The sequence below is a fragment of the Ruegeria sp. B10 genome, from assembly GCF_056539825.1.
In genome coordinates this window covers 201,838-224,676 of sequence record NZ_JBQFVP010000004.1, presented here as the reverse complement: position 1 = coordinate 224,676, position 22,839 = coordinate 201,838, and the positions used below count along the sequence as shown (strand labels likewise).

The following is a 22,839-nucleotide window of genomic DNA, read 5'->3' as shown; positions in this document are numbered from 1 at the left end:
GAGCAACACGGCGTTTATTCACCACCGGCGCCGCAAATCGGGCAGTCAGAGCGCTTGGAGAGGGTGATCTTACGGCTTTCACCATAAAGCGCGTCATAGATCAGCATCTCGCCACGCAGCGCTTGGCCGGCCCCGGTGATCACCTTGATCGCTTCAACCGCCATCATGGACCCAACCACGCCCGGCAAAGGGCCGATCACGCCCGCCTCGGAACAGGACGGGGCCAGACCGGCTGCGGGGGCTTCGGGGAAAATACACTGATAGCAGGGGGCACCCTTGGCCGGGTCGAAGACGCTCAGCTGTCCTTCCCATTGCGACAGTGCGCCCGAGATCAGCGGTTTGCCCAACGCGACGGCCGTGTGATTGGCCAAATAGCGGGTTTCGAAATTGTCGGTACCATCCAGGATCAGGTCGAAATCACCAAACAGGTCTGACGCGATTTCCTCGCTTAGACGCCGATTGTAGGGCAGAACGGAGACGTTGGGGTTCTGCGCCTCCATGGCCTGCTGGGCCGAGAACACTTTGGGCATTCCAATATCGGCGTCGCGGTGAATGACCTGACGCTGGAGATTGGCGTTTTCGACCACGTCGTCGTCGATCACTCCGATCGTGCCCACACCCGCTGCAGCCAGATACTGCAAGGCTGGTGCGCCGAGACCCCCGGCCCCAATCACCAACACGCGCGCCTTTTTCAACCGTTTCTGCCCCGGTCCACCCAGTTCGCGCAGAACGATATGGCGGGCATAGCGGTCCAGCTCTGTCTCAGTGAACCGGTCCGAGGGTTTGGCCTCGGTCTTGTCCGCTTCGGGCTGCGCCCGATTTCGCAGCGCTTTCAGCCCCTTGCCATAGACCATGACCAGAGCAGCCGCTCCGGCAAGCATCAGCCACAGCGCAGCCGATCCTCCGGTTGCTTCGCGCAGGGGATGACCGCTCGGCAAAACCAGATGCGACAGGATCACCCCGACCATAAGCACACTGACCGAGGTCACACGCGCCGTCCGGGACACGCCCGCGATATAGCCGACGCCCCAAAGACCTGCGGCAAGGACTAGAACCAGCAACATCAGCCGCGCCCGGTTGAGCCGAACCCGCCCGACCCACGCTCGGTCTCGCCGAGGTTTTCGGTCAGTTCGAACGTAGCCTGCACGACAGGCGCAACGATAAGCTGCGCGATACGTTCTCCGTGAGTGACCTCGAACCGGTCTTGCCCTGCGTTCATCACGATCACACCCAGCGGGCCGCGATAGTCGCTGTCGATGGTCCCCGGCGTATTGGGCAGGGTGATGCCGTGCTTCAATGCCAAACCGGACCGCGGACGGACCTGCACCTCATACCCCGCTGGGATTTCGATCCGCAGGCCGGTTGGGACAAGGGCGCGCTGCCCGGGCTCCAGGAAAATAGACGCGCCTTCGGGCAGGTTGGCGCGCACATCAGCGCCGGCTGCGCCTGAGGTCACATATGAAGGCAGTGGAACAGTGGCGTCTGCCCCCTCTTCCCGGATCACGCGGATAACTACCATCTGTATTCCTTCTGTCTTATCCGGCCAGCGCGTCAGCGATCTTTTGTGCCAGACGCGCGGCGACCATGTCTTTGCCCATGCGCGGCCAGCTCTCGGCCCCTTGATCCGAGATCAGGACGACCGCATTTTCCGATCCCCCCATGATGCCGGTTGCCGGACTGACGTCGTTTGCCACGATCCAGTCGCATCCCTTGCGGGCGCGCTTTGCCGTCGCGTTGTCGATCACATCGTCGGTTTCCGCCGCAAAGCCCACAACCAGATCAGGGCGACCCGCACCCATCTGCGAGACGCGTTTCAGGATGTCGGGATTCTCGGCGAACTCCAGCGAGGGCAGACCATCACGGCTTTTCTTTAGTTTCCGATCCGAGGCGGTGGCCACTTTCCAGTCGGCGACTGCTGCGGCAAACACACCTGCATTCACAGGGAGCGCCGCATCCACTGCGTCCGACATCTGCTGTGCTGTCTCGACCTGCACGACCTGCACGCCTTGGGGCGGCGGAACGTCGGCGGGACCAGTGACAAAAACCACATCAGCCCCAAGCGCCGCCAAGGCGCGGGCAACGGCAGTCCCCTGCGCCCCGGATGAGCGGTTGGCGATGTAGCGCACCGGATCAATCGGTTCATGCGTTGGGCCGGAGGTTACAAGGATACGTTTACCCTTCAACGGCCCGTCGGCCAGGTGCGCCTCAACGGCGGCAACGATCTCTAGCGGTTCGGACATCCTGCCCGCGCCATATTCGCCACAGGCCATGTCGCCCTGGTTGGGTCCTACAAAGCGGATGCCGTCCTGCTGCAACTGCTTCAGATTGCGCTGGGTCGCCGGGTGGTCCCACATACGCACATTCATGGCAGGTGCACACAGAACGGGCGTGTCAGTGGCCATCAGAAGGGTCGAGGCCAGATCGTTGGCCAATCCTGCCGCCATCTTGCCCATCATATCTGCGGTAGCTGGGGCAACGACGATCAGGTCAGCGGAGCGCGACAGCTGGATATGCCCCATCTCGGCCTCATCGGTCAGGTCGAAGAGATCGCGATAAGCTTTCTGACCTGCAAGTGCAGAGACCGACAGCGGCGTCACGAACTCCTCAGCGGCGCGGGTTAACACGGGAGTGACTTGCGCGCCGCGTTCTTGCAGCCGTCGGATCAGATCGAGCGACTTATAGGCCGCAATGCCACCGCCGATGATCAGCAGAATGCGTTTGGATGCCAGCATGTTCAGCCCTTCCCGTCCCGGTCGGTCCTGACATTAGGCAAGGCCACCGGGTAGTTCCAGCGGTTAATTCTGCGTCTCAAACGCTTTGCAAGGGTCTTCACGCTCGATTTCCGGGCTGTCGATCACCGCATCAAAACTCCCGTCGATCACGCCGCCTTCGGACTGGCCTAGCACAAAGACCTTCAGCCCTGGCTTCAGGCGAGAAAGAAATGTCGGAATGCCCCGGTCGATTCTCGCGTGGCCATTGCCGGTGATCACGGCAATCGGACCACCGGTTTCCTCCTCCGCACGGAGGATCGCTCGGGTTAGTACAGCGTCTCGCAGACGTTGGATCGAGACCATCTGAGGCAACATCTCGGCGGGCAGAGCATCGCAATGGGCGGCCAGTTGATCCGCCTCGCGCGCGGCCTGATCCTCGGGCGACAACGGAACGGTCAGGCCATAGCGCGCGGCATCCGCACCAAGGGCCGTGGCCGCGCCTTTCTCCATCGCTGCGCGCGCGGCTGTGCGTGGAACCATAGCGCCATAAACCGGCGCGTCCGAGGCCTGGAAGACCGGGTAATACATGCTCAAAGGAGGCCAGCCCGACTCCGCCCAGCGCAGGATCCGAGACAATTCCTCGGGGTTGGACGCGGCTGTCTGAGCCAGACGTTGCGAACCTTCTTCGGTTACCATTTCCCATACCACCGCCGAGGGAGAAATCGCGCCCAATGCCTCGGTCTGCACAAGGTGGTGACGTGGATTGTCGTGGATTTCACCAAGGATCACCACATCTGCGTCCTGCATGGCGGTCAGGACATCCTCGGGGATCAAATCACCGGCTTGGACCGGGCGCACGGCGCTGGCTGTAAACGCCAGCACACACAACAGAATCGCAAATCTTGTCATGCGATGAAGTGTTGCACCTCACGCGATTGGGCTTCAAGGTTCTTGCGCATCTTGGTGAAGGCTGCGGCCTCAAGCTGCCGTACACGTTCCTTCGATAGACCCAGCTCATTCCCCAAGCTTTCAAGGGTCCGGGCCGGTTCGCGCAGCTTACGTTCACGCACGATAAATCTTTCGCGGTCATTGAGGGATTGCATCGCCATTAGCAACCATTCGCGCAGCTGCTCGGTGTCGTGGCGATGTTCGACCGCCTCGGCGGCCTGCTCACGATCATCTTCCAGCGCATCAATCCACTCACGCCCATCTTCATCCGCTGACTGCACCGCGTTGAGCGAAAAATCCGAGCCGGACAGACGCCCTTCCATCATCTCGACATCGCGCAAGGGCACACCGATTTCCGAGGCAATCATCTGGTGCAGCTGATGCCGATCCAACTCCTGCCCCTCGGTGGCGGCTTCACGTTCCAACCGTGCCTGAACGCGGCGCATGTTGAAGAACAGAGATTTCTGGGATGAGGTCGAACCGGTCCGCACCATCGACCAGTTACGCATCACGTAATCCTGGATGCTGGCTTTGATCCACCACACCGCATAGGTCGAGAACCGCACACCGCGATCAGGATCAAACTTGTCTGCGGCTTTCATTAGTCCAAGACCGGCCTCTTGGATCAGGTCGTTCATCGGAGCGCCGTAGCGCTTGAACTTGGCCGCCATCGAAATAGCTAGGCGCATGTAGGCGGTGATCAGTCGGTGCAGTGCTTGTTCGTCGCGGTTGTCACGCCACGCATAGGCCAGTTGCAATTCGGTTTCCGCGTCCAGCAGTTCGGCCTTCATCGCTTTGCGGGACATCGAGAAATCGGATGCGTTGTCCAGTGCCATGAAACTCTCCCTTTTTGCAGGCATCAGCCGGGCTTGCCTTGCCGACTTAGGGTCGATACGCAGATCATCACCAAGTGGATCACCAGAAAGGTAAGAATTGTGACCGCCAATTTAACCTTTGTGCTGGGAGGAGCCGCATCGGGAAAGTCGGCCTATGCTGAACAACTGATTGTATCCTCAGGGAAAAACCGGGTCTACCTTGCGACATCACAAGTGTTTGATAGCGAGATGCGGCAAAAGATCGATCGCCACATCGAACAACGCGGGTCCGGCTGGGAAACCATCGAGGCACCGCTGGACGTTGCTCCGGTTTTGGCGAAACTGAGCGCAGATCACGCCTGCCTGATTGATTGCGCCACGATGTGGTTGACCAATCACCTGCTGGCCGAGAACGATCTGGATCAGGCCCAAGCCCAACTGCTGAGCGCCCTGCGCAGCTGCCCGGCGCAGCTTGTTATCGTCTCGAATGAGGTTGGTCACGGCATCGTGCCTGAAAACGCCCTCGCCCGCCGGTTCCGCGAGGCGCAGGGTCGGTTGAACATCGCGCTAGCAGCAAAGGCCGACCTGGTGGTTCAGGTCACGGCGGGGCTGCCGATGGTCTTGAAGGGACACTTGCCATGACGCGTCTACACCTGGTCCGCCACGGTCCTACCCATGCTAAAACGATGGTGGGCTGGTCCGATCTCCCCGCCGATCTGAGCAATCAGGCCGCGCTGCAGCGATTGCATGATCACATCCCTGCGGACGCGGTTGTTGTCTCATCCGACCTGTCGCGCGCGGCGGATACGGCAACGGCGATCCAAGGCCAGCGCCTGCGCCTGCCCCACCATCCTGACCTGCGCGAGATCAACTTCGGCACATGGGAGCTGCGCGGTTTCGCCGAGATCGAAGCCGAAGACCCCGAGCTTGCCTTTGCCTATTGGGACAATCCCGGCGAAGTACGCCCTCCGAACGGCGAAAGCTGGAACGATGTCCGCGCGCGAGTCGACAAAACCGTCGATGCGCTAATGGCTGCACATGAGGGCGCGGATCTCGTCATTGTTGCCCATTTCGGAGTGATCCTGACGCAAGTACAACGCGCTTTGGATATTGAGGCGCAACAGGCGTTTTCACACCGGATCGACAACCTGTCGGTGACAGAAATCATGTATCGCGCGGGTGAATGGTCCGTCGGTGCCATCAATCATCTTCCGTGATCCGATAGGTCACAAATCACTGATTTACGAGCGCTTCCGGCTCCGTCATCCTTTGATCATGACCTATGATCTCTTTATCGGTGACCGCCTGTTTTCCAGCTGGTCCATGCGGGGCTGGTTGATGCTCGAGAAGTTCGGCCTGCCCTATCGCAGCCACTTAGTTGGCCTCTATTCCGGCACCATGGCCACGGATATGGAACCCCTTGCTCCGGCCCGTCTGGTTCCCGCTCTGCGTCTGCCCGATGGTACGGTTGTGGGCGAAAGCCTCGCGATGGCCGAGACCTTGGCTGAACGGCACCCCGAAGCTGGCCTTTGGCCATCAGACCCAGCCGCTCGCGCAACCGCCCGTTGGCTGTGCGCTGAAATGGTCGCAGGATTTAACGCACTGCGCGGGGAGTGCCCTATGCAGTTGGCGCATGTTTGGCAAGGTTTCCAGCCGTCACCGGACACTTTGAAAGACCTCGCCCGGATTGAGACTCTTTGGGCGCATGCTCGGGCGATCTCGGGCGCGTCAGAAGGGCCGTTATTCGGTGCCTACTCGCTGGCTGATGTCTTCTACACCCCCGTCGCGGCGCGGATCATTGGGTATGATCTGCCGGTCTCAGCCGAAAGTCGCAACTATTGCCTAAGCTTGCTGTCGGATAAATCGGTCCGACAATGGCGCGCGATGGGGCTGACGGTTCAATACAATCCGTATCCCTACCCAGAATATTCCCCTTCGGCCCACTGGCCAGCTGGCGAACCGTCTGAGGCACGACCCGCCGACGAAGGCCCTTCAGTCAACGCGCACTGTCCGTATTCCGGCGATCCGGTCACCGATTTCCTCGACCTTGAGGGCCATCGCTGGGGGTTCTGCAACACGTTCTGCCGCGACAAAACAGTCGCCGACCCGGGCGCATGGCCCAAATTCACCGCAATGCGCGCAGCCGTTAACCGTTCTTAAACCTCGGCCATGGCAGCAACGTCCTGTTAACCAAGAACAGGATTGCCATGGTTGCCCGCGCTCACACGGTTGCGTTTCAAGGGGTTGATGCCCGCCCGGTCGAGGTGCAATGCGCCGTCTCACCGGGCCTACCCGCCTTTTCAATCGTCGGTCTGCCGGACAAGGCGGTATCCGAGGCGCGAGATAGGGTGCGCAGCGCGCTTGGTTCCATGGCCATCGCCTTGCCGTCCAAACGCATCACCATCAACCTGTCCCCCGCTGACCTGCCCAAAGAAGGTAGCCATTTCGACCTTCCCATCGCCGTCGCCCTCCTGTCCGCTTTGGAGATCATCCCGGCAGACGCGGCCGAGGGCACTGTTGCGTTAGGCGAATTATCCTTGGACGGATCGCTGGTTCCGGTCGTGGGTGCTTTGCCCGCCGCCATGACAGCGGCGGCCGAGGATCGCGCCCTGCTCTGCCCCCGCGCCTCAAGCGCCGAGGCTGCATGGGTGGACGCCACTCAGGTCATCGGAGCCGGCTCGCTGGGCGACGTGGTGCGCCATTTTTCGGGCCAGGCCCCACTGGCCGCGGCCACACCGGGCGAAGTCAACCTGTCCTCCAACACCCGCGATCTGCGCGACGTCAAAGGACAGGAACGCGCCAAACGCGCGCTTGAGATCGCTGCAGCGGGACGGCACCACCTGATCATGATCGGCACGCCGGGATCGGGCAAATCCATGCTCGCCGCGCGCCTGCCCGGCATCCTGCCGCCTTTGACCCCGGTCGAGGCGCTGGAAACGTCGATGATCCAATCCCTCTGTGGGTTATTGGACGAAGGCGGCATCAACCGGACGCGGCCCTTTCGCGAACCGCATCACACCGCCTCGATGGCGGCGATTGTCGGCGGCGGACGCGGTGCAAAACCCGGAGAAATCTCTCTGGCCCATAACGGGGTATTGTTCATGGACGAGTTCCCCGAATTCCCTCGCACCGTTTTGGAAACCCTTCGCCAACCGATCGAAACCGGAGAGGTCATGGTCGCCCGCGCCAACGCCCATGTGAAGTACCCCTGCCGTTTCATGCTGGTCGCGGCAGCCAACCCGTGCAAATGCGGGTACCTGACCGATCCGTCCCGCGCTTGTTCCCGCGCACCGGGCTGTGGCGAAGACTACCTGAACCGCATCTCCGGCCCTTTGATGGACAGGTTCGATATGCGCATCGAAGTGCCTCCGGTAGCGTTCACCGACCTTGATCTGCCGCCGTCTGGCGACAGTTCGGCCACCGTGGCCGCGCGTGTGGAGCAGGCCCGCGCCGTTCAGAGCGCTCGGTTTGAAGGTCACGAGGGCGTACGTCAAAACGCTGATATCGAGGGTAAATTACTGGAAGAGGTCGCCGCCCCGGATGCCGAAGGCAAAGAGCTGCTGCTCAAGGTCGCCGACCGGTTCGGCCTGTCAGCACGCGCTTTTCACCGCATCCTGCGGGTCGCGCGGACCATAGCCGATCTGGATGGCTCCCCTGATATCCGGCGACCACACGTGGCCGAAGCGCTCAGTTTTCGGATCAGCGCACGGGTGATGGCTTAGATGTTCGCCCCCAGTATGTTGCTAGGCCGAATGGGAGACAATCTACAACGGAACTGATCATTGCCGTCGTCCTAGACAAGTCCCGCAGCTTACCGCTTGCGCCATGTTCAAGCGAAGAAATCGACCTTCAGTGCAACCGTGCATTCCAATGAACGGACCGCATCGAAAACCTAATCGCCGCCCAACGCCTGTAGCGCTTAGACTTTGGCCTCAATCGCCTGCCAGATCTTTTCAGCGATGTTCTCACCGTTGAAGCGCTCAAGCTCTTGAATGCCCGTGGGGGAGGTGACGTTGATCTCGGTCAGGTAGTCTCCGATCACGTCGATCCCGACAAAAATCTGGCCTTTTTCCTTTAGTAGAGGGCCGATGGTCGCGCAAATTTCGAGATCCCGCTCGGTCAAACCGATCTTCTCGGGTCGCCCGCCGACATGCATATTGGATCGCGTCTCACCTTCGGCCGGGACGCGATTGATTGCACCCACAGGCTCTCCGTCCACGAGAATCACACGTTTATCGCCGTTCTTCACATCTGGCAGGAATTTCTGAACGATCAACGGCTCGCGCGAGAATCCGGTGAACAGCTCATACAGCGAGGTCAGGTTGCGGTCATTGGCATCCAACCGGAACACCCCAGCCCCTCCATTTCCATAAAGAGGTTTAAGGATGATGTCCTGATGCTTGTCTTTGAAGGCCTTGATGGTCTGCATGTCCCGCGCAATCGTGGTCGGAGGGGTCAATTCGGGGAAATCCAGAACCAGTAGTTTCTCGGGGTAATTGCGCACCCAAAACGGGTCATTGACCACCAAAGTTTGCCCATTCAACCGATCCAGCAGATGCGTCGAGGTGATGTAATGCATGTCGAACGGCGGGTCCTGACGTAACCACACCACGTCAAACTCAGCCAGATCAACTTCACGCTCGGGACCGAGGACCGCTGGGTCTCCGGCAACGCGCTGAACCTGCATGTCTTGTCCTCGCGCGGTGATCCGCCCCTCCTGATAGGCCAATTGATCCGGCCCGTAGAAGAACAGCTCATGCCCCCGGGCCTGTGCCTCTTCCGCGAGGCGGAAAGAGCTGTCGGCGTTGATATCCACGGCCCCGATCGGGTCCATTTGAAAGGCGATTTTCATGGCATGTCCCTCAACTTCACGCCAGATACATGGCGCAGCAGGCCGAGGGGTTCAATGGGGCTTAGACCGGTCCGAAGGCGTTTTCGATGATTTGAACAGCGCCCGTGCCATCGACCAGCGCCGCGTCGAACCGAACATTCGTCAATTGCCCGCCGGGTTCATTTTCAAGAAACTGTGCCGCTGATGCGCAGATACGCTGGGTCTGCCGTGGGGTGATCCGAGCTGCAGCCATGTCGAAACTGGTGCTTTTCTTGACCTCAATGAAAACGAGCCCTTCGTCACCCCGCGCAATCAGGTCAATCTCACCCCCGGCACCGCGCCAGCGTCTGTGAGCGATCGAGAATCCGCGGCGTTCGTAATCGGCTGCAACCCGCAATTCCGCAGATTGCCCCGCATGATAAGATACCGACCCCCGCACCGCACGCTGCGCCATGTCATCCCTTTCCCAGTTTGAGGGCCTGCTGGTAAATGGGGCGTCGGGGCAGATCATACATTTTTGACACCAAATCCGCCGCATCCCGAACCGAATGGGTTTGCAAGGCCTGTTTCAAAGCCTCTTCTACGTCAGATTCGTTAACGCTTGGCGAATGGCTGCGATCCACGAGCAGAACGACCTCCCCCTTGGGGGTTTGGTCTTGGTAGGCCTCAGCCAGTTCTTGCAAAGACCCGCGTCGGACTTCTTCGAACTTCTTGGTTAGCTCGCGGCACAAAGCCGCCTGCCGGTCGGCACCCAGGATGTCGGACAGATCTGACAGGCATCCAGCGACGCGCTTGGGTGATTCGTAGAACACCAGTGTTCCGGGAACATCCCGCAGCGCCTCGATTCGGCTGCGACGAGCGCCCGACGCATTCGGCAAAAAACCCGCGAAAAAGAACGCATCCGTTGGCAGGCCCGCCAATGTCAGCGCCGTCAGCACGGCGGACGGGCCCGGTGCGCAAGTGACGGTGTGCCCGGCCTCGGCCGCCTGCCGCCCTAAATCGTAGCCCGGGTCGGCGATTAGCGGCATACCGGCCTCGGACGCATAGGCAACGGATTGCCCTGCGGCCAAAGCATCCATGATCTTGCCGCGTGCGCCCGCTCCGCTGTGGTCGTGATAGGCCTGAATGCGTCGCCCGCCCAAGGGGATACCGTGGATTTCCATCAAGCGACGCAGACTACGGGTGTCTTCTGCGGCGATCATGTCGGCCGAAGCCAGCACATCCAACGCTCTGAGCGTAATATCGCGCGCTGTACCGATCGGAGTGGCAACAAAATACAGGCCAGCAGCCAAACTTATGTTTTGGAAATTCAAAGCTGGACCCTCACAGCGTGACGTTTATTATCGCGGCTCGATAGAACAGCAGCGTCGCAAGCCGCCGGATCAGGGAGTTTTCTTTTAGATGTTTACCGTTTGCAAGTCCGTAAGCAAGTTGGCCAAAACCACGATCGCCCTGACCACCGCCGTTTTTCTGGCCGCATGTGAAACTACTGGCGTCGGCGGAGGCCCCTCGATCAACACCTCGGAACCGGTGCCCGTTGCGCTTCTGGTTCCGCGCGGATCAGGCCAGTCTGGCGACGCAGCGCTGGCGCAAAGCCTTGAAAATGCAGCACGTCTGGCGATGTCGGACCTGCCGAACGTTACGATCGACCTGCGTGTATATGATACGGCAGGCAATGCCGGCACGGCCTCAGGCGTGGCGCAACAGGCTGTGGCGGATGGGGCCAAGATCATCATCGGGCCGGTCTATGCACAAGCCGCCAACGCGGCCGGCCTTGCGGTGCTGAACAACAACGTGAACGTCCTGTCCTTCTCGAACAACACCAGCATCGCGGGTGGAAATGTATTTGTACTGGGGCCAACATTCCAGAACACGGCCAATCGACTGGCCAATTATGGCGGAAGACAGGGCAAGACCGGAGCAATCATCGTACACAGCAATGACGCAGCCGGAGAGGCTGGCCGCTCAGCCATTGCCAATGCGCTCGCCAGCAGCAGTATGAACAACGCTGGCAGCGTCGGTTACGATCGGTCGCAGCAGGGCGTGATCAACGCGGTGCCCAATATCAAATCCGCCATGGATTCCACCGGAGCGGACTCGGTCTTCCTGACTGCAACCACCGCAGGGGCGCTGCCTTTGTTCTCGCAGCTTCTGCCCGAAGCGGGGGTTTCGCCGTCAACCTCCCAGTATATCGGTCTGACACGGTGGGACATTCCGGCCCAAACGCTGGAACTGCCCGGTGTTCAAGGCGGTTGGTTTGCCCTACCTGATCCTGCAAAAGCGCAGGCATATCGTCAGCGCTACAATGCGACCTATGGCGAAGCGCCGCATCCGATCAGCGGACTGGCCTATGACGGGATCGCCGCCATCGGAGCGCTTGTAAGCCAGGGCAAATCGAATGCTCTGACCGGGGCTGCGCTGACCCAGAGCGCCGGTTTTCAGGGCGTTGGCGGCATCTTCCGTCTGCGCTCGGACGGTACCAATGAACGGGGTCTGGCGGTTGCCACGATCCAGAACAAACAGGTGGTTGTGATTGACCCTGCCCCTCAAAGCTTCTCAGGGGCCGGTTTCTGACCAGCCTCACCTGACCGCAGTGCCTGAAAACTCACTTATCTGCCCGCCTGAGGATATTTTCGACGGCGCCCACGTTGACGCTCAGCTTGCTGCAGCGTTCGAGGCAGGCACTGACAACTCCGCGCTGCGCGCCGAAACCGTGCGCATTCTGCGTGAGGCGCAAAAGTCCGGGCGCGCTGCCATCGCCGAGGCCTTTGCCGCCCGCCCATTCGACGCGCGCCCTCTGACCCGGTCCTATACCTACCTTACGGATTGTCTGGTCGGCACCGCGATGCGCGTGGCAAGCAAGCATCTTCACCCTCTGGCCACCCCGACGCAGGGAGAACGCATCGCTGTTCTGGCGGTCGGCGGCTATGGGCGCGGTGAGATGGCACCCGCATCAGACGTCGATCTGCTGTTCCTGACGCCTTACAAGATCACCGCCTGGGCCGAGAGCGTGATTGAATCCATGCTCTATATCCTATGGGACCTGCGCCTGAAGGTCGGCCATTCCTCACGCACGATCAAGGATTGCCTGCGTTTGGGGACCGAAGATTTCACTATCCGGACCGCGATGCTGGAACAGCGCTATTTGGCAGGAGACACGCGTTTGGCCAAGGAACTGGACCAACGCCTCAAGGCCGATCTCTTCAAGGGCACCGAGCGCGAGTTCATCGAGGCCAAGCTTCAGGAACGCGACGAGCGCCACTTGAAACAGGGCCAGCGCTACGTAGTCGAACCCAATGTGAAAGAGGGCAAAGGCGGGCTGCGCGATCTGCAATCGCTCTACTGGATCGCGAAATACATCTACGGTGTGCAAGACGTGGCCGAGCTGGTCCCGCTGGGCCTGTTCACGCCCGATGAATTCAAGACCTTTGCCGAGGCCGAGAACTTCCTCTGGGCCGTACGCTCGCACCTGCATCTGGTCACAGGTCGCGCGACCGAACAGCTGACCTTCGACATGCAGGTCGAGGTTGCGGCGCGCATGGGCTATGAAGATCGGGCCGGGCGGCGGGCCGTCGAAGTGTTCATGCAACGCTATTTCCGCCATGCCACCAGCGTTGGGGAGTTGACGCGGATCTTCCTGACCAAGCTGGAAGCCCTGCATATGAAAGGCGCTCCGCTGCTGGAGCGGATTTTCCGCCGCCGCCCTCGGGTCAAACCCGGGTACAGCATGGTTCACGGGCGTCTGGATATTGCCGATCCGGATACATTCCTGACCGACAAGCTGAACATTTTGCGCCTGTTCGAGGAAGGCCTGCGTACAGGCATGTTGATCCATCCGGATGCTATGCGGCTGGTCACGGCCAATCTGCACCTGATCGACGACGATATGCGCAACGACAAAGAAGCCCAGCGCATCTTCCTCGACCTGATGCTGAAACACGGCAATCCGGAACGCGCCCTGCGCCGGATGAACGAACTTGGGGTGCTTTCAGCCTTCATACCCGAATTCGAACCCATCGTAGCGATGATGCAGTTCAATATGTATCACAGCTACACGGTGGACGAGCATATCATCCAGTGCATCGTCAACCTCGCCCAGATCGAACGCGGAGAGCTGGTTGAATCGCTGCCGCTGGCGTCCTCGATCCTTGAAGGGGGCGTAAACCGCAAGGTCCTCTATGTTGCGCTTCTGTTGCACGATATCGCCAAGGGCCGGCCCGAAGATCACTCTATCCTCGGGGCACAAATCGCGCGGAAAGTGGCACCCAGGCTGGGACTGAACAAATCCGATGCCGAGACGGTCGAATGGCTGGTGCGTTATCACCTGCTCATGTCGGATATGGCGCAGAAGCGCGATATCTCGGACCCTCGGACCGTGCGGGATTTTGCCAAGGCTGTGCAAACGGTCAAACGGCTGGATCTGCTGACCGTGCTAACCGTCTGTGACATTCGCGGTGTCGGGCCTAATACCTGGAACAACTGGAAGGCCACGTTGCTGCGCGCGCTGCATGCGGAAACCAAACGTGCCTTGGAAACGGGCATGGAGGATCTGAACCGTGCCAATCGCGGGGCCGAGGCCAAGAAACTGCTGCGCGCCGAACTGGCCGAATGGTCCAAGGCCGATCTGAAGACGGAAACCGGGCGGCACTATGCCCCGTACTGGCAGGGCCTGAACGTCTCGACCCACGTGGAATTTGCCGAGATGCTACGGACGCTGGAGCACAGCGGCGATCCCGGCGCGATGGAGATCCGCCTGCATCCGGACGAGGATCGCGACGCCACCCGCGCCTGCTTTACCATGGGTGATCACCCCGGTATCTTTGCGCGGATCGCCGGGGCCTTGGCCTTGGTCGGTGCCAACGTCGTGGATGCCCGCAGCTACACCACCAAGGATGGCTACGTCACGGATGCGTTCTGGATACAGGATGCCGAAGGCCACCCGTTCGAAGCCAGCCGTCTGCCGCGTCTGACCCAGATGATCCACAAAACGCTGAAGGGCGAGGTCGTGGCCCGCGAGGCGTTGAAATCGCGCGATAAGATCAAGAAACGCGAACGCGCTTTCAACGTACCGACCCATATCACCTTCGACAATGACGGCTCTGAAATCTACACGATCATCGAGGTTGATACCCGCGACCGCCCCGGTCTGCTCTATGACCTGACGCGCACGCTGGCAGCGGCCAATGTCTATATCGCCAACGCCGTAATCGCGACCTATGGCGAGCAGGTGGTGGATACGTTCTACGTCAAGGACATGTTCGGGCTGAAATACCACTCGGAAAGCAAACAGCGCGGGCTTGAGACGAAACTGCGCAAAGCCATTACCGAGGGCGCCGAGCGCGCGGCGTCATGAAGCAAATCCGGCTGTTTTCGGGCTTCTTCACGGTCGGCTTCTGGACGTTGGCCAGTCGCATTCTGGGCTTTCTTCGTGAAATCCTGCTGACCGCGTTCATCGGCCCCGGCCCGGTGATGGACGCCTTCGTCGCGGCTTTCCGTCTGCCCAACATGTTCCGCCGCTTCTTTGCCGAAGGCGCATTCAACGCAGCTTTCGTGCCGATGTTTTCCAAGCGGCTAGAAGGCGGAGAGAACGCGCAAGGGTTCGCGCAAGACGCCTTCAACCTTTTGGTCGCCGCGGTATTGGCCCTGGTCGGGCTGGCAATGGTCTTCATGCCGGGCCTCGTCTGGCTGACGGCCGAAGGGTTTTACGGCGATGAACGCTTTGATCTGGCCGTCGACTATGGCTATGTCGTCTTCCCCTACATTCTTTTCATGTCACTGGCGGCGCTGTTTTCGGGCGTTCTGAACGCGACCGGGCGGTTTGCTGCCGCCGCCGCAGCGCCGGTTCTTCTAAACATCTTCGCCTGCACCGCCCTGATCGCTGGCGCGATATCCGGAGGCGAGGTCATTCGCTGGCTCATCGCCGTGATCCCTTTGGCAGGTGTGGCGCAGTTGGCGTTGGTCTGGTTTGCCACCGAACGCGCCGGTATCCGCATACGATTTGGGTTGCCGCGTCTGACGCCCGAGATGCGGAATATGGTCCGCATCGCCGTACCCGCCGCCTTGGCCATGGGGGTGACGCAGGTCAATCTGGTCGTAGGGCAACTCGTGGCCTCAAAGACCGAGAAAGCTGTCAGCTGGTTATTTGCTGCAGATCGTCTGTATCAGCTGCCTCTGGGCGTCGTTGGGATTGCCATCGGAATCGTGCTGCTGCCCGACCTGTCTCGCCGCTTGCGCGCGGATGACAAAGCAGGCGCGCGCAATGCGTTTTCGCGGGCCGGAGAGTTCATGTTGCTGCTCACCCTGCCCTCGACCGTAGCCTTCCTGATCATCCCGAACCCGCTGGTGTCAGTCCTGTTTCAGCGGGGCCAGTTCACCGCCGAGGATACAGCCGCAACAGCCCTGGCCGTTGCAATCTATGGCATCGGCCTGCCCGCATTCATGCTACAGAAGCTGCTGCAACCGCTGTATTTCGCGCGCGAGAACACGCGGTCTCCGTTCCACTATGCTTTGGTGGCAATGATCGTCAACGCGGCGCTTGCCTTCGGTCTTTACCCGATTTTCGGATGGATTGCCCCTGCCATCGCAGCCTCTGCCGCTGGCTGGGCCATGGTTGGCTTACTGGCCTTCGGCGCGCGGGATATGGGCGATGAGACTCGGTTCGACGACCGCTTCCGGCGGCGCGCGGGGCGGATCATCTTGGCATCTGTCGGGATGGGCGCGGTGTTGTTTGCCGCCATTCAACTGTTCGGCTGGACGCTTGATGTGCCCGGGTGGCGCTATCTGGCTCTGCTTGCGCTGATCATGGTTGCAGCGGTCAGCTACTTCGCATTTGGCCACCTGTTGGGGGCATTTAGACTGTCCGAGTTCAAAACGGCCCTGCGCCGGTCATGATTAATCACGCCGGATGCGGCCCTTGATCCGCGCCCAACCACCCGGCGCCAAAAAGAAGGACAGGCCGAACCCGGTGGCAAAACCGCCCAGATCGGCCACCCAATCGGATGTGCCGCCAAAGATCAGGCCAAACAGCAGCTGAATGCCCATCAGCACCGCAATCAACTGAAATGCCCGCGCCTGATTGGCCCCAACCAAAGAAAGTTTGCGCCACAGCAACCAAGTAAATGCCCCGATCAACCCGTAGACCGGTGGGAACCCTCCGAGCAGCGGATAAGACGGGTCCAGAAACAGCGCATACGCGAGCGCGCCACCAACACCCGACAGAACGAAGATCAGCAGCATCGGAAAGCCGCCAAAGACCTCACCCACCATCTTGCCCATTGCCAGCACGAACACGCAGACAAAAACCGCCTGCGTAAAACTGCCCGAAACGAACGGATAGGTCACAAAGCGGATAACATGCTCGAACGGCCAGCGCCCGTTCTGGACCATCCAATCGAAGATATCGGCCGAGAACGCGTAGCTCTGCAGCGCATCCAGCCGCCATCCGACCGCGCCGGGCCCTCCGACCAGACCCCGGGCGCCCAGCGTAAACGCCAGTTCGATCCCCATGATGAACAGAACCAAGGCCACCACGACGGGCGGCAGAGGGTTCACGGCGGGTGTATAATGCTCACTGCTCATTGGGCTGGCCTTTCGCGGCTGTTGACGTCCCTTGGCCTCATGGGTAAGCGACGAGGGCTGATTTTTCCAGACGGGAGTTCCCTTCGATGACCCAGACCCAATTCACGCCGCGCGTGTTTTCCGGCATCCAGCCTTCGGGCGGGCTGACCTTGGGCAACTATCTGGGCGCGATGAAGCGCTTTGTGGATATGCAGGGGCCAGAGTTCGAAACCATCTATTGCATGGTCGACCTGCATGCGATCACCGTCTGGCAAGACCCCGCCGCCTTGTCGCACAACACGCGCGAACTGTGCGCGGGCTATATCGCGGCGGGCATCGACCCGGAGCAATCCATCCTGTTCAACCAAAGCCAGGTGCCCGAACACGCGCAACTGGCGTGGATCTTCAACTGCGTTGCCCGGATGGGCTGGATGCAGCGCATGACCCAATGGAAGGACAAGGCGGGCAAGAACACGCAAAACGCCTCGCTGGGCCTGTTTGCCTATCCGGCGCTGATGGCCGCGGACATTCTGATCTATCACGCGACCCATGTTCCTGTGGGTGAGGACCAGAAACAGCATCTTGAGCTGACGCGCGACATCGCGATCAAATTCAACAACGATTTCGGCGTCGACTTCTTCCCGGTCACCGAACCCGTGATCGAAGGAGCGGCCACGCGGGTCATGAGCCTTCGTGACGGCTCCAAGAAGATGTCCAAATCTGATCCCTCGGACATGAGCCGCATCAACATGACAGACGATGCCGACACGATCGCCAAGAAAATCCGCAAGGCCAAAACCGACCCGGATGCCCTGCCATCGGAAGTCGACGGTTTGGAAGATCGCCCTGAGGCGCGCAATCTGGTCAATATCTACGCCGCGCTCAGCGACAGCTCGGCCGCGCAGGTGTTGGCCGATGTTGGCGGCAAGCAGTTTGGTGAGTTCAAACCGATGCTCGCGGAACTGGCGGTCGAAAAACTGTCTCCGATCTCGTCCGAGATGGCCCGCCTGATGGGCGAGCAGTCCGAGATTGACCAGATCCTGGCCCGTGGTGCGGAAAAGGCGCGCGCGATTGCCGCCCCGATCCTGAAACAAACCTACGAGATTGTGGGCATGGTCGGCGCTGCATCGCGCTGATTGCACTGGACCTTCGCCTGACGCCCTCCTAACTTTGCCGAAAGCTGAGGGAGGGCGCTATGGCAGTCGGCAAAAATATCCGCACCTATTTCGAAGGCCAATGGCATGAAGGGGACGCACCGATCATGCGGGCGGCGGATCATGGATCGTGGCTGGGGTCCTCGGTTTTTGATGGCGCACGCTACTTTGACGGCATGGCCCCTGATCTGCTGGCCCATTGCGCCCGCGTGAACCGGTCCGCCGAGGCTTTGATGCTGACCCCGACCGTGACGCCGGAACAGATGGTCGATCTGGTGCGCGAGGGGCTGCAATCCTATGGCCCGGATCAGGCTGTCTATATCCGTCCGATGTATTGGGGCATCCACGGGGACGCTACGGCCATCGTACCCCAGAAAGACAGCACCGGTTTCGCCATCTGTCTTGAAGAGATCCCAATGGCGCCCGATACGGCCTCGGTCACGTTGACGACCACCCGGTTCCGCCGTCCGGTACTGGAATCCGCCGTGGTGAATGCCAAGGCCGGGTGTCTCTATCCAAACAACGCCCGGATGCTGACTGAGGCACGCTCCAAAGGGTTCTCGAACGCGCTTGTCGCCGACGCGATGGGCAATGTGGCCGAGACCGCCACCGCCAACATTTTCATGGCCAAGGACGGTGAAGTCTTTACCCCCATGCCCAACGGCACCTTTCTGGCCGGGATCACCCGCGCAAGGCACATCAAGAACCTGCGCGCCGATGGTGTCACCGTACATGAAGCGGTCCTCAGCTTTGATGATTTCCATGCGGCGGATGAGGTGTTCATGTCCGGCAACATGAATAAGGTGACGCCTGTGACTGCTCTGGACGACACGCAATATCAGGTTGGCCCTATCGCCCGTCGCGCCCGCGCGCTCTACTGGGATTGGGCAGCAAGCGAGCGCTAGGGATTTACCCGAGTTGCCAGCACGCTATCGGTCGGGCATGATCCGAGAAAATCAAGAGGACCCAAATGCGCAAGTTTCTCGTCATTCTGGATGACAGCCGCGAATGCCTTAACGCCATGCGTTTTGCCGCGATGCGGGCCGCGCATACCGGCGGCGGCGTGACAATTCTGTCGGTGATCCCGCCGGATGAATTCAATCACTGGATCGGTGTGGCCGAAACTATGCGCGAAGAGGCCCGCGAGCGCATCCACGCCCATTTCGAAGTCTTCGCCAAATGGATGCGCGACAAGCAGAGCGTTGAACCTGAATTGGCCATTCGCGAAGGCGATCCAGTGGCACAGATCATCGAACACGTACAGTCCGATCCAGAGATTGGGGTTCTGGTTCTGGGCGCCGGCACCGACAAGAAAGGGCCGGGTCCGCTGGTGACTCAGCTGACCAGGAACTCGGGCAGCATGCCGATCCCGATCACCATCGTACCGGGCGACCTGAGCAAGGAAAAACTGGAAGAGATCACCTGAGGCACCATGGCCGTACCCGTTCAGTTCTGGTTCGAATTCGCCTCGACCTATTCTTATCTCAGCGCGATGCGGATCGAGCAACTGGCCGCTGACAAGGGTGTTTCCATCGACTGGCAGCCCTTTCTTTTGGGGCCGATCTTTGCCGAACAGGGCTGGAACACGTCTCCGTTCACGATCTATTCTGCCAAGGGCCGCTACATGTGGCGCGATATGGAGCGTTTATGCGCCGCTCGCGCATTGCCTTTTCAACGCCCCGATCCGTTTCCGCAGAATTCCCTGACCGCTGCGCGTCTGGCCGTCGCCATCGCGTCCCAAGACCAGCGAGCCGCGTTTACCCGTGCCGTCTACATGGCCGAGTTCGGCGAGGGCCGCGACATCTCGGCCGCATCGACATTGACCGATTGCCTTGCAGCCGCAGGTCTGGCCGCCGATTTCATAGAGAGCGCACAAGACCCAAAGGTAAAATCAGCGCTCTTCGAACAATCCAGCCGCGCCAAGGATCTGGATCTGTTCGGCGCACCCAGTTTTGTCGTCGGGGATGAGGTTTTCTGGGGCGATGACCGGTTGATTGACGCGATAAACCACGCTCTCGCAATTTAGAACGGTTCCAAATCTTGACTTCCACGGCGGCTGCCCGCATATCAGATGCAACGAAAACGGAGCTGCCTCATGTTCATTCAGACCGAATCCACCCCGAACCCGGCAACCTTGAAGTTCCTGCCCGGCCAGACGGTGCTTGAGGCAGGCACAGCCGACTTCCCATCCGCCGAAGCGGCCGAAAAATCGCCGCTCGCCCAGCGCATCTTTGCGGTCAGCGGCGTGACCGGCGTGTTCTTTGGCAATGACTTTGTCACGGTGACCAAGGCGGATGAGGTCGATTGGGACCACATCAAGCCAAGCATCCTCGGCGCGGTGATGGAGCATTACCAATCCGGCCAGCCCGTCATGGGGGCCGAGGCGGCACCTGCTTCCGGCCATGCCGAACATACTGGCGAGGATTCGGAAATCGTCGACCAGATCAAGGATCTGCTGGACAGCCGTGTGCGCCCTGCGGTGGCTCAGGACGGTGGCGACATCACCTTCCACGGCTTTGACCGCGGCGTGGTCTACCTGCACATGCAAGGGGCCTGCGCGGGCTGCCCGTCCTCGACCCTGACCCTGAAAATGGGGATCGAAAACCTGCTGCGCCACTATATCCCCGAAGTGACCGAGGTTCGCCCCGTTGCCGTCTGAACCGACCCTTCTGGCATTTGACACATCGGCCGCGCAGTGCGCGGCCGCTTTGTTGCGTGGCTCTGAAATTGTCATCACGCGGGCAGAGGCCATGTCACGTGGGCAGGTCGAACGCCTGATGCCTCTGCTGGAGGAGGTTCTGTCTGAGGCCGGTCTTGGTTGGAAAGACTTGGACGCCATTGGTGTTGGCGTAGGACCGGGAAACTTCACCGGCATTCGAATCTCGGTCTCAGCGGCGCGCGGGCTTGCTTTGGGTCTGAAAATCCCGGCCGTTGGCGTGTCAGGATTTGACGCCTTGGAGGAGATCATGCCCGACAGTCACCTGCCTGCGATCTCAGCCCCGCGCGATCAGGTCTATGTGCGAACCTCAGAAGGCCCACGACTGATGCCTCGGGCCGAGGCCGAGGGGCTTGGCCCGCTCTTCACTGCCACGGACCCAAACGCGCATGTTCAGGCCATCGCCCATGTCGCGGCGCGCAGGTTCGGCACGGAAACAGACCCACCCGCACCGCTTTATATTCGCCCCGCGGATGCGGCGCCTTCTCGCGACCTCCCTCCTGTGCTGCTGGACGAATGACCCCGGAAGACATGGCCCTGACCCACGCTGCGGCCTTCACACAGGCGCGCCCGTGGACGGCTGCCGAGTTCGAAGACCTGCTGCAAAACCGCTTCACCCATGTTGTCGGAGACCCCAACTCCTTTGCTCTGTTTCAGGTAGTCACGGGCGAAGCCGAGTTGCTGACCATCGCGACTCACCCCCTGCATCAGCGTCAGGGCTTGGCTGCAGCCTGCATGAAAAACTGGCACGCCATTGCCGCTGACCTCGGCGCGGCACGCGCGATTCTTGACGTGGCGGCAGACAATGGGGCAGCTATCGCACTCTATGAAGGCTTTGGATACAGCCTATGCGGGCGGCGAAAAGACTATTACACGCGCGATTCCGCCTCAAATTGCGACGCGATCGTGATGGAACGCCCCCTCCCGTAGCCCCACACCCCACTTTTTAGACCAAGTGGTCAAAAATCAGTTGACCCTGCCTGTTGCATACGGCCTTAATTCCCGTCATCACAACGGTTATGCTCGCTATAGGTGGGTAAACGAGGCTAGTTTAACCTCGAACCGACAAAAACAACGGGAGTACCAAATGACCCTGATGAAATCCTTGATGGGCGCTGCCGCCGCCGTCGCTCTGACCGCGGGGGCCGCACTGGCCGAACCGGCCCTGATCTTTGACCTGGGCGGCAAGTTCGACAAGTCGTTCAACGAAGCCGCACATAACGGCGCACAGCGTTGGGCCAACGAAACCGGCGGCACCTATCGCGAGATCGAGCTTCAGTCGGAAGCACAGCGTGAACAGGCCCTGCGCCGTTTCGCCGAGGCTGGCGCGAACCCGGTGATCACCATGGGCTTCGCCATGGCCGATCCGCTGTCTGCCGTTGCCGGCGACTATCCTGACACCAAGTTCGTCGCGGTTGACGTCACCTGGCTGGATGCCCCGAACATCCGTCAGATCGGCTTTGCCGAGCATGAAGGCTCGTACCTCGTTGGTATGATGGCCGCGATGGCGTCGGAATCGGGCACTGTCGGCTTCATCGGCGGAATGGATATCCCGCTGATCCGCCACTTTGGTTGCGGCTATGCGCAAGGCGCCAAGGCTGTGAATCCCGACATCAACGTTGTTGCCAACATGACCGGCACAACTCCGGCCGCATGGAACGACCCGGTTAAAGGGTCCGAGCTGACCAAAGCGCAGATCAGCCAAGGCGCTGATGTAATCTACGCCGCTGCAGGCGGTACCGGTGTTGGTGTTCTGCAGACCGCAGCGGACGAAGGCATCCTGTCGATCGGCGTGGACAGCAACCAGAACCACCTGCACCCGGGCAAAGTTCTGACCTCGATGCTCAAGCGCGTGGACGTTGCCGTCTATGACGCGATGAAAGCGGGTGAAGATCTGGAAACCGGCGTGTTCGCCATGGGCCTGGCCGAGGACGGCGTTGGCGTTGCCATGGACGAGAACAACAAAGAGCTGGTCTCGGTTCGTATGAACGACGCCGTGGACGAAGCACGCAAAGCGATCATCAACGGCGACATCTCCGTTGTCAGCTACTACGAGAACGACAGCTGCCCGGCGCTGCAGTTCTGATATCGCACGGGGCGGGGGGTG

At 60.5% G+C, this 22,839-nt stretch carries 24 protein-coding genes; 15 read left to right on the top strand and 9 right to left on the bottom strand.

Annotation, left to right across the window (positions count from 1 at the left end; genetic code table 11):
* Positions 1–14 precede the first annotated feature (14 nt).
* The 5 genes from ACR0J4_RS07455 to ACR0J4_RS07435 all read right to left on the bottom strand — a co-directional run bounded on the left by ACR0J4_RS07455 (position 15) and on the right by ACR0J4_RS07435 (position 4,495).
* On the bottom strand, positions 15–1,064 hold the full coding sequence (locus tag ACR0J4_RS07455; protein ID WP_170642803.1) for a molybdopterin-synthase adenylyltransferase MoeB: 1,050 nt from the start codon (positions 1,062–1,064) through the stop codon (positions 15–17).
* Positions 1,064–1,519: a dUTP diphosphatase gene (dut, locus tag ACR0J4_RS07450; protein WP_170642802.1), complete on the bottom strand. Its 456-nt coding sequence runs from the start codon at positions 1,517–1,519 to the stop codon at positions 1,064–1,066. The genes ACR0J4_RS07455 and dut overlap by 1 nt, the downstream gene beginning before the upstream one ends.
* Positions 1,520–1,535: 16 nt before the next feature.
* Positions 1,536–2,732: a bifunctional phosphopantothenoylcysteine decarboxylase/phosphopantothenate--cysteine ligase CoaBC gene (coaBC, locus tag ACR0J4_RS07445; RefSeq protein WP_170642801.1), complete on the bottom strand. Its 1,197-nt coding sequence runs from the start codon at positions 2,730–2,732 to the stop codon at positions 1,536–1,538.
* 63 nt (positions 2,733–2,795) lie between these two features.
* On the bottom strand, positions 2,796–3,620 hold the full coding sequence (locus ACR0J4_RS07440; RefSeq protein WP_170642800.1) for a ChaN family lipoprotein: 825 nt from the start codon (positions 3,618–3,620) through the stop codon (positions 2,796–2,798).
* The gene (locus tag ACR0J4_RS07435; RefSeq protein ID WP_170642799.1) at positions 3,617–4,495 is read right to left on the bottom strand and encodes an RNA polymerase factor sigma-32; all 879 of its coding nucleotides are present in this window, start codon (positions 4,493–4,495) and stop codon (positions 3,617–3,619) included. Before ACR0J4_RS07435 ends, ACR0J4_RS07440 begins: the two co-directional genes overlap by 4 nt.
* Positions 4,496–4,594: 99 nt before the next feature.
* Here ACR0J4_RS07435 and cobU point away from each other — a divergent pair, with 99 nt between their 5' ends.
* The 4 genes from cobU to ACR0J4_RS07415 are packed head-to-tail and all read left to right on the top strand — an operon-like array spanning position 4,595 to position 8,196.
* A complete protein-coding gene (cobU, locus tag ACR0J4_RS07430; RefSeq protein WP_170642798.1) occupies positions 4,595–5,116 on the top strand; it encodes a bifunctional adenosylcobinamide kinase/adenosylcobinamide-phosphate guanylyltransferase in 522 nt (173 codons plus the stop codon).
* Complete coding sequence (locus ACR0J4_RS07425; protein ID WP_170642797.1) at positions 5,113–5,691, top strand: histidine phosphatase family protein; 579 nt, start codon at positions 5,113–5,115, stop codon at positions 5,689–5,691. Before cobU ends, ACR0J4_RS07425 begins: the two co-directional genes overlap by 4 nt.
* A gap of 58 nt (positions 5,692–5,749) precedes the next feature.
* On the top strand, positions 5,750–6,634 hold the full coding sequence (locus ACR0J4_RS07420; protein WP_170468844.1) for a glutathione S-transferase: 885 nt from the start codon (positions 5,750–5,752) through the stop codon (positions 6,632–6,634).
* Positions 6,635–6,681: 47 nt separating this feature from the next.
* The gene (locus ACR0J4_RS07415; RefSeq protein WP_170642796.1) at positions 6,682–8,196 is read left to right on the top strand and encodes a YifB family Mg chelatase-like AAA ATPase; all 1,515 of its coding nucleotides are present in this window, start codon (positions 6,682–6,684) and stop codon (positions 8,194–8,196) included.
* A 197-nt stretch (positions 8,197–8,393) separates the two neighbouring features.
* Here the strand turns inward: ACR0J4_RS07415 and gshB are convergent, their stop codons facing one another.
* The 3 genes from gshB to rsmI form a co-directional block, all read right to left on the bottom strand.
* Positions 8,394–9,326, bottom strand: coding sequence for a glutathione synthase (gene gshB, locus ACR0J4_RS07410; RefSeq protein WP_170642795.1), 933 nt, complete (start codon positions 9,324–9,326; stop codon positions 8,394–8,396).
* A 61-nt stretch (positions 9,327–9,387) separates the two neighbouring features.
* Entirely contained in the window at positions 9,388–9,759 is a 372-nt protein-coding gene (locus ACR0J4_RS07405; RefSeq protein WP_170642794.1) for a YraN family protein, read from the bottom strand.
* 1 nt (position 9,760) lies between these two features.
* Positions 9,761–10,618: a 16S rRNA (cytidine(1402)-2'-O)-methyltransferase gene (gene rsmI, locus ACR0J4_RS07400; protein ID WP_170642793.1), complete on the bottom strand. Its 858-nt coding sequence runs from the start codon at positions 10,616–10,618 to the stop codon at positions 9,761–9,763.
* Between the two features lie 88 nt (positions 10,619–10,706).
* On the opposite strand from rsmI, the gene ACR0J4_RS07395 reads away from it, so the two are divergent.
* Genes ACR0J4_RS07395 through murJ form a run of 3 tightly spaced genes read left to right on the top strand, consistent with a single transcriptional unit; the run spans position 10,707 to position 16,196 of the window.
* Complete coding sequence (locus ACR0J4_RS07395; protein WP_170378902.1) at positions 10,707–11,879, top strand: penicillin-binding protein activator; 1,173 nt, start codon at positions 10,707–10,709, stop codon at positions 11,877–11,879.
* The gene (locus ACR0J4_RS07390; RefSeq protein ID WP_170642792.1) at positions 11,839–14,658 is read left to right on the top strand and encodes a [protein-PII] uridylyltransferase; all 2,820 of its coding nucleotides are present in this window, start codon (positions 11,839–11,841) and stop codon (positions 14,656–14,658) included. The genes ACR0J4_RS07395 and ACR0J4_RS07390 overlap by 41 nt, the downstream gene beginning before the upstream one ends.
* Positions 14,655–16,196: a murein biosynthesis integral membrane protein MurJ gene (murJ, locus tag ACR0J4_RS07385; RefSeq protein ID WP_170642791.1), complete on the top strand. Its 1,542-nt coding sequence runs from the start codon at positions 14,655–14,657 to the stop codon at positions 16,194–16,196. Before ACR0J4_RS07390 ends, murJ begins: the two co-directional genes overlap by 4 nt.
* Here the strand turns inward: murJ and ACR0J4_RS07380 are convergent, their stop codons facing one another.
* A complete protein-coding gene (locus tag ACR0J4_RS07380; protein ID WP_170553474.1) occupies positions 16,197–16,883 on the bottom strand; it encodes a rhomboid family intramembrane serine protease in 687 nt (228 codons plus the stop codon).
* 86 nt (positions 16,884–16,969) lie between these two features.
* Between ACR0J4_RS07380 and trpS the strand changes: the two genes are divergently transcribed.
* The 8 genes from trpS (at position 16,970) to ACR0J4_RS07340 (ending at position 22,818) form a co-directional block, all read left to right on the top strand.
* Positions 16,970–17,998, top strand: a complete 1,029-nt coding sequence (gene trpS, locus ACR0J4_RS07375) for a tryptophan--tRNA ligase (protein ID WP_170639940.1) — start codon at positions 16,970–16,972, stop codon at positions 17,996–17,998.
* 59 nt (positions 17,999–18,057) lie between these two features.
* Complete coding sequence (locus ACR0J4_RS07370; RefSeq protein ID WP_170642790.1) at positions 18,058–18,921, top strand: branched-chain amino acid aminotransferase; 864 nt, start codon at positions 18,058–18,060, stop codon at positions 18,919–18,921.
* 65 nt (positions 18,922–18,986) lie between these two features.
* Positions 18,987–19,442, top strand: a complete 456-nt coding sequence (locus ACR0J4_RS07365; RefSeq protein ID WP_170642789.1) for a universal stress protein — start codon at positions 18,987–18,989, stop codon at positions 19,440–19,442.
* A gap of 6 nt (positions 19,443–19,448) precedes the next feature.
* On the top strand, positions 19,449–20,042 hold the full coding sequence (locus ACR0J4_RS07360) for a 2-hydroxychromene-2-carboxylate isomerase (protein WP_170747348.1): 594 nt from the start codon (positions 19,449–19,451) through the stop codon (positions 20,040–20,042).
* 69 nt (positions 20,043–20,111) lie between these two features.
* Positions 20,112–20,675, top strand: a complete 564-nt coding sequence (locus ACR0J4_RS07355) for a NifU family protein (protein WP_170553485.1) — start codon at positions 20,112–20,114, stop codon at positions 20,673–20,675.
* Entirely contained in the window at positions 20,665–21,252 is a 588-nt protein-coding gene (gene tsaB / locus ACR0J4_RS07350) for a tRNA (adenosine(37)-N6)-threonylcarbamoyltransferase complex dimerization subunit type 1 TsaB (protein WP_170642787.1), read from the top strand. Before ACR0J4_RS07355 ends, tsaB begins: the two co-directional genes overlap by 11 nt.
* Positions 21,249–21,662 carry a GNAT family N-acetyltransferase gene (locus ACR0J4_RS07345; protein ID WP_170553491.1) on the top strand — a complete coding sequence of 138 codons (414 nt, stop codon included), beginning with the start codon at positions 21,249–21,251 and terminating at the stop codon, positions 21,660–21,662. The genes tsaB and ACR0J4_RS07345 overlap by 4 nt, the downstream gene beginning before the upstream one ends.
* 157 nt (positions 21,663–21,819) lie before the next feature.
* Positions 21,820–22,818, top strand: a complete 999-nt coding sequence (locus tag ACR0J4_RS07340; protein WP_170553494.1) for a BMP family lipoprotein — start codon at positions 21,820–21,822, stop codon at positions 22,816–22,818.
* Positions 22,819–22,839 lie beyond the last annotated feature (21 nt).

Coding starts and splice junctions, on each gene's coding strand:
- ACR0J4_RS07455 (WP_170642803.1), bottom strand. CDS start 1,064: ATGTTGCTGGTTCTAGTCCTTGCCGCAGGTCTTTGGGGCGTCGGCTAT.
- dut (WP_170642802.1), bottom strand. CDS start 1,519: ATGGTAGTTATCCGCGTGATCCGGGAAGAGGGGGCAGACGCCACTGTT.
- coaBC (WP_170642801.1), bottom strand. CDS start 2,732: ATGCTGGCATCCAAACGCATTCTGCTGATCATCGGCGGTGGCATTGCG.
- ACR0J4_RS07440 (WP_170642800.1), bottom strand. CDS start 3,620: ATGACAAGATTTGCGATTCTGTTGTGTGTGCTGGCGTTTACAGCCAGC.
- ACR0J4_RS07435 (WP_170642799.1), bottom strand. CDS start 4,495: ATGGCACTGGACAACGCATCCGATTTCTCGATGTCCCGCAAAGCGATG.
- ACR0J4_RS07425 (WP_170642797.1), top strand. CDS start 5,113: ATGACGCGTCTACACCTGGTCCGCCACGGTCCTACCCATGCTAAAACG.
- ACR0J4_RS07420 (WP_170468844.1), top strand. CDS start 5,750: ATGACCTATGATCTCTTTATCGGTGACCGCCTGTTTTCCAGCTGGTCC.
- ACR0J4_RS07415 (WP_170642796.1), top strand. CDS start 6,682: ATGGTTGCCCGCGCTCACACGGTTGCGTTTCAAGGGGTTGATGCCCGC.
- gshB (WP_170642795.1), bottom strand. CDS start 9,326: ATGAAAATCGCCTTTCAAATGGACCCGATCGGGGCCGTGGATATCAAC.
- ACR0J4_RS07405 (WP_170642794.1), bottom strand. CDS start 9,759: ATGGCGCAGCGTGCGGTGCGGGGGTCGGTATCTTATCATGCGGGGCAA.
- ACR0J4_RS07395 (WP_170378902.1), top strand. CDS start 10,707: ATGTTTACCGTTTGCAAGTCCGTAAGCAAGTTGGCCAAAACCACGATC.
- murJ (WP_170642791.1), top strand. CDS start 14,655: ATGAAGCAAATCCGGCTGTTTTCGGGCTTCTTCACGGTCGGCTTCTGG.
- ACR0J4_RS07380 (WP_170553474.1), bottom strand. CDS start 16,883: ATGAGCAGTGAGCATTATACACCCGCCGTGAACCCTCTGCCGCCCGTC.
- trpS (WP_170639940.1), top strand. CDS start 16,970: ATGACCCAGACCCAATTCACGCCGCGCGTGTTTTCCGGCATCCAGCCT.
- ACR0J4_RS07370 (WP_170642790.1), top strand. CDS start 18,058: ATGGCAGTCGGCAAAAATATCCGCACCTATTTCGAAGGCCAATGGCAT.
- ACR0J4_RS07365 (WP_170642789.1), top strand. CDS start 18,987: ATGCGCAAGTTTCTCGTCATTCTGGATGACAGCCGCGAATGCCTTAAC.
- ACR0J4_RS07360 (WP_170747348.1), top strand. CDS start 19,449: ATGGCCGTACCCGTTCAGTTCTGGTTCGAATTCGCCTCGACCTATTCT.
- ACR0J4_RS07355 (WP_170553485.1), top strand. CDS start 20,112: ATGTTCATTCAGACCGAATCCACCCCGAACCCGGCAACCTTGAAGTTC.
- ACR0J4_RS07345 (WP_170553491.1), top strand. CDS start 21,249: ATGACCCCGGAAGACATGGCCCTGACCCACGCTGCGGCCTTCACACAG.
- ACR0J4_RS07340 (WP_170553494.1), top strand. CDS start 21,820: ATGACCCTGATGAAATCCTTGATGGGCGCTGCCGCCGCCGTCGCTCTG.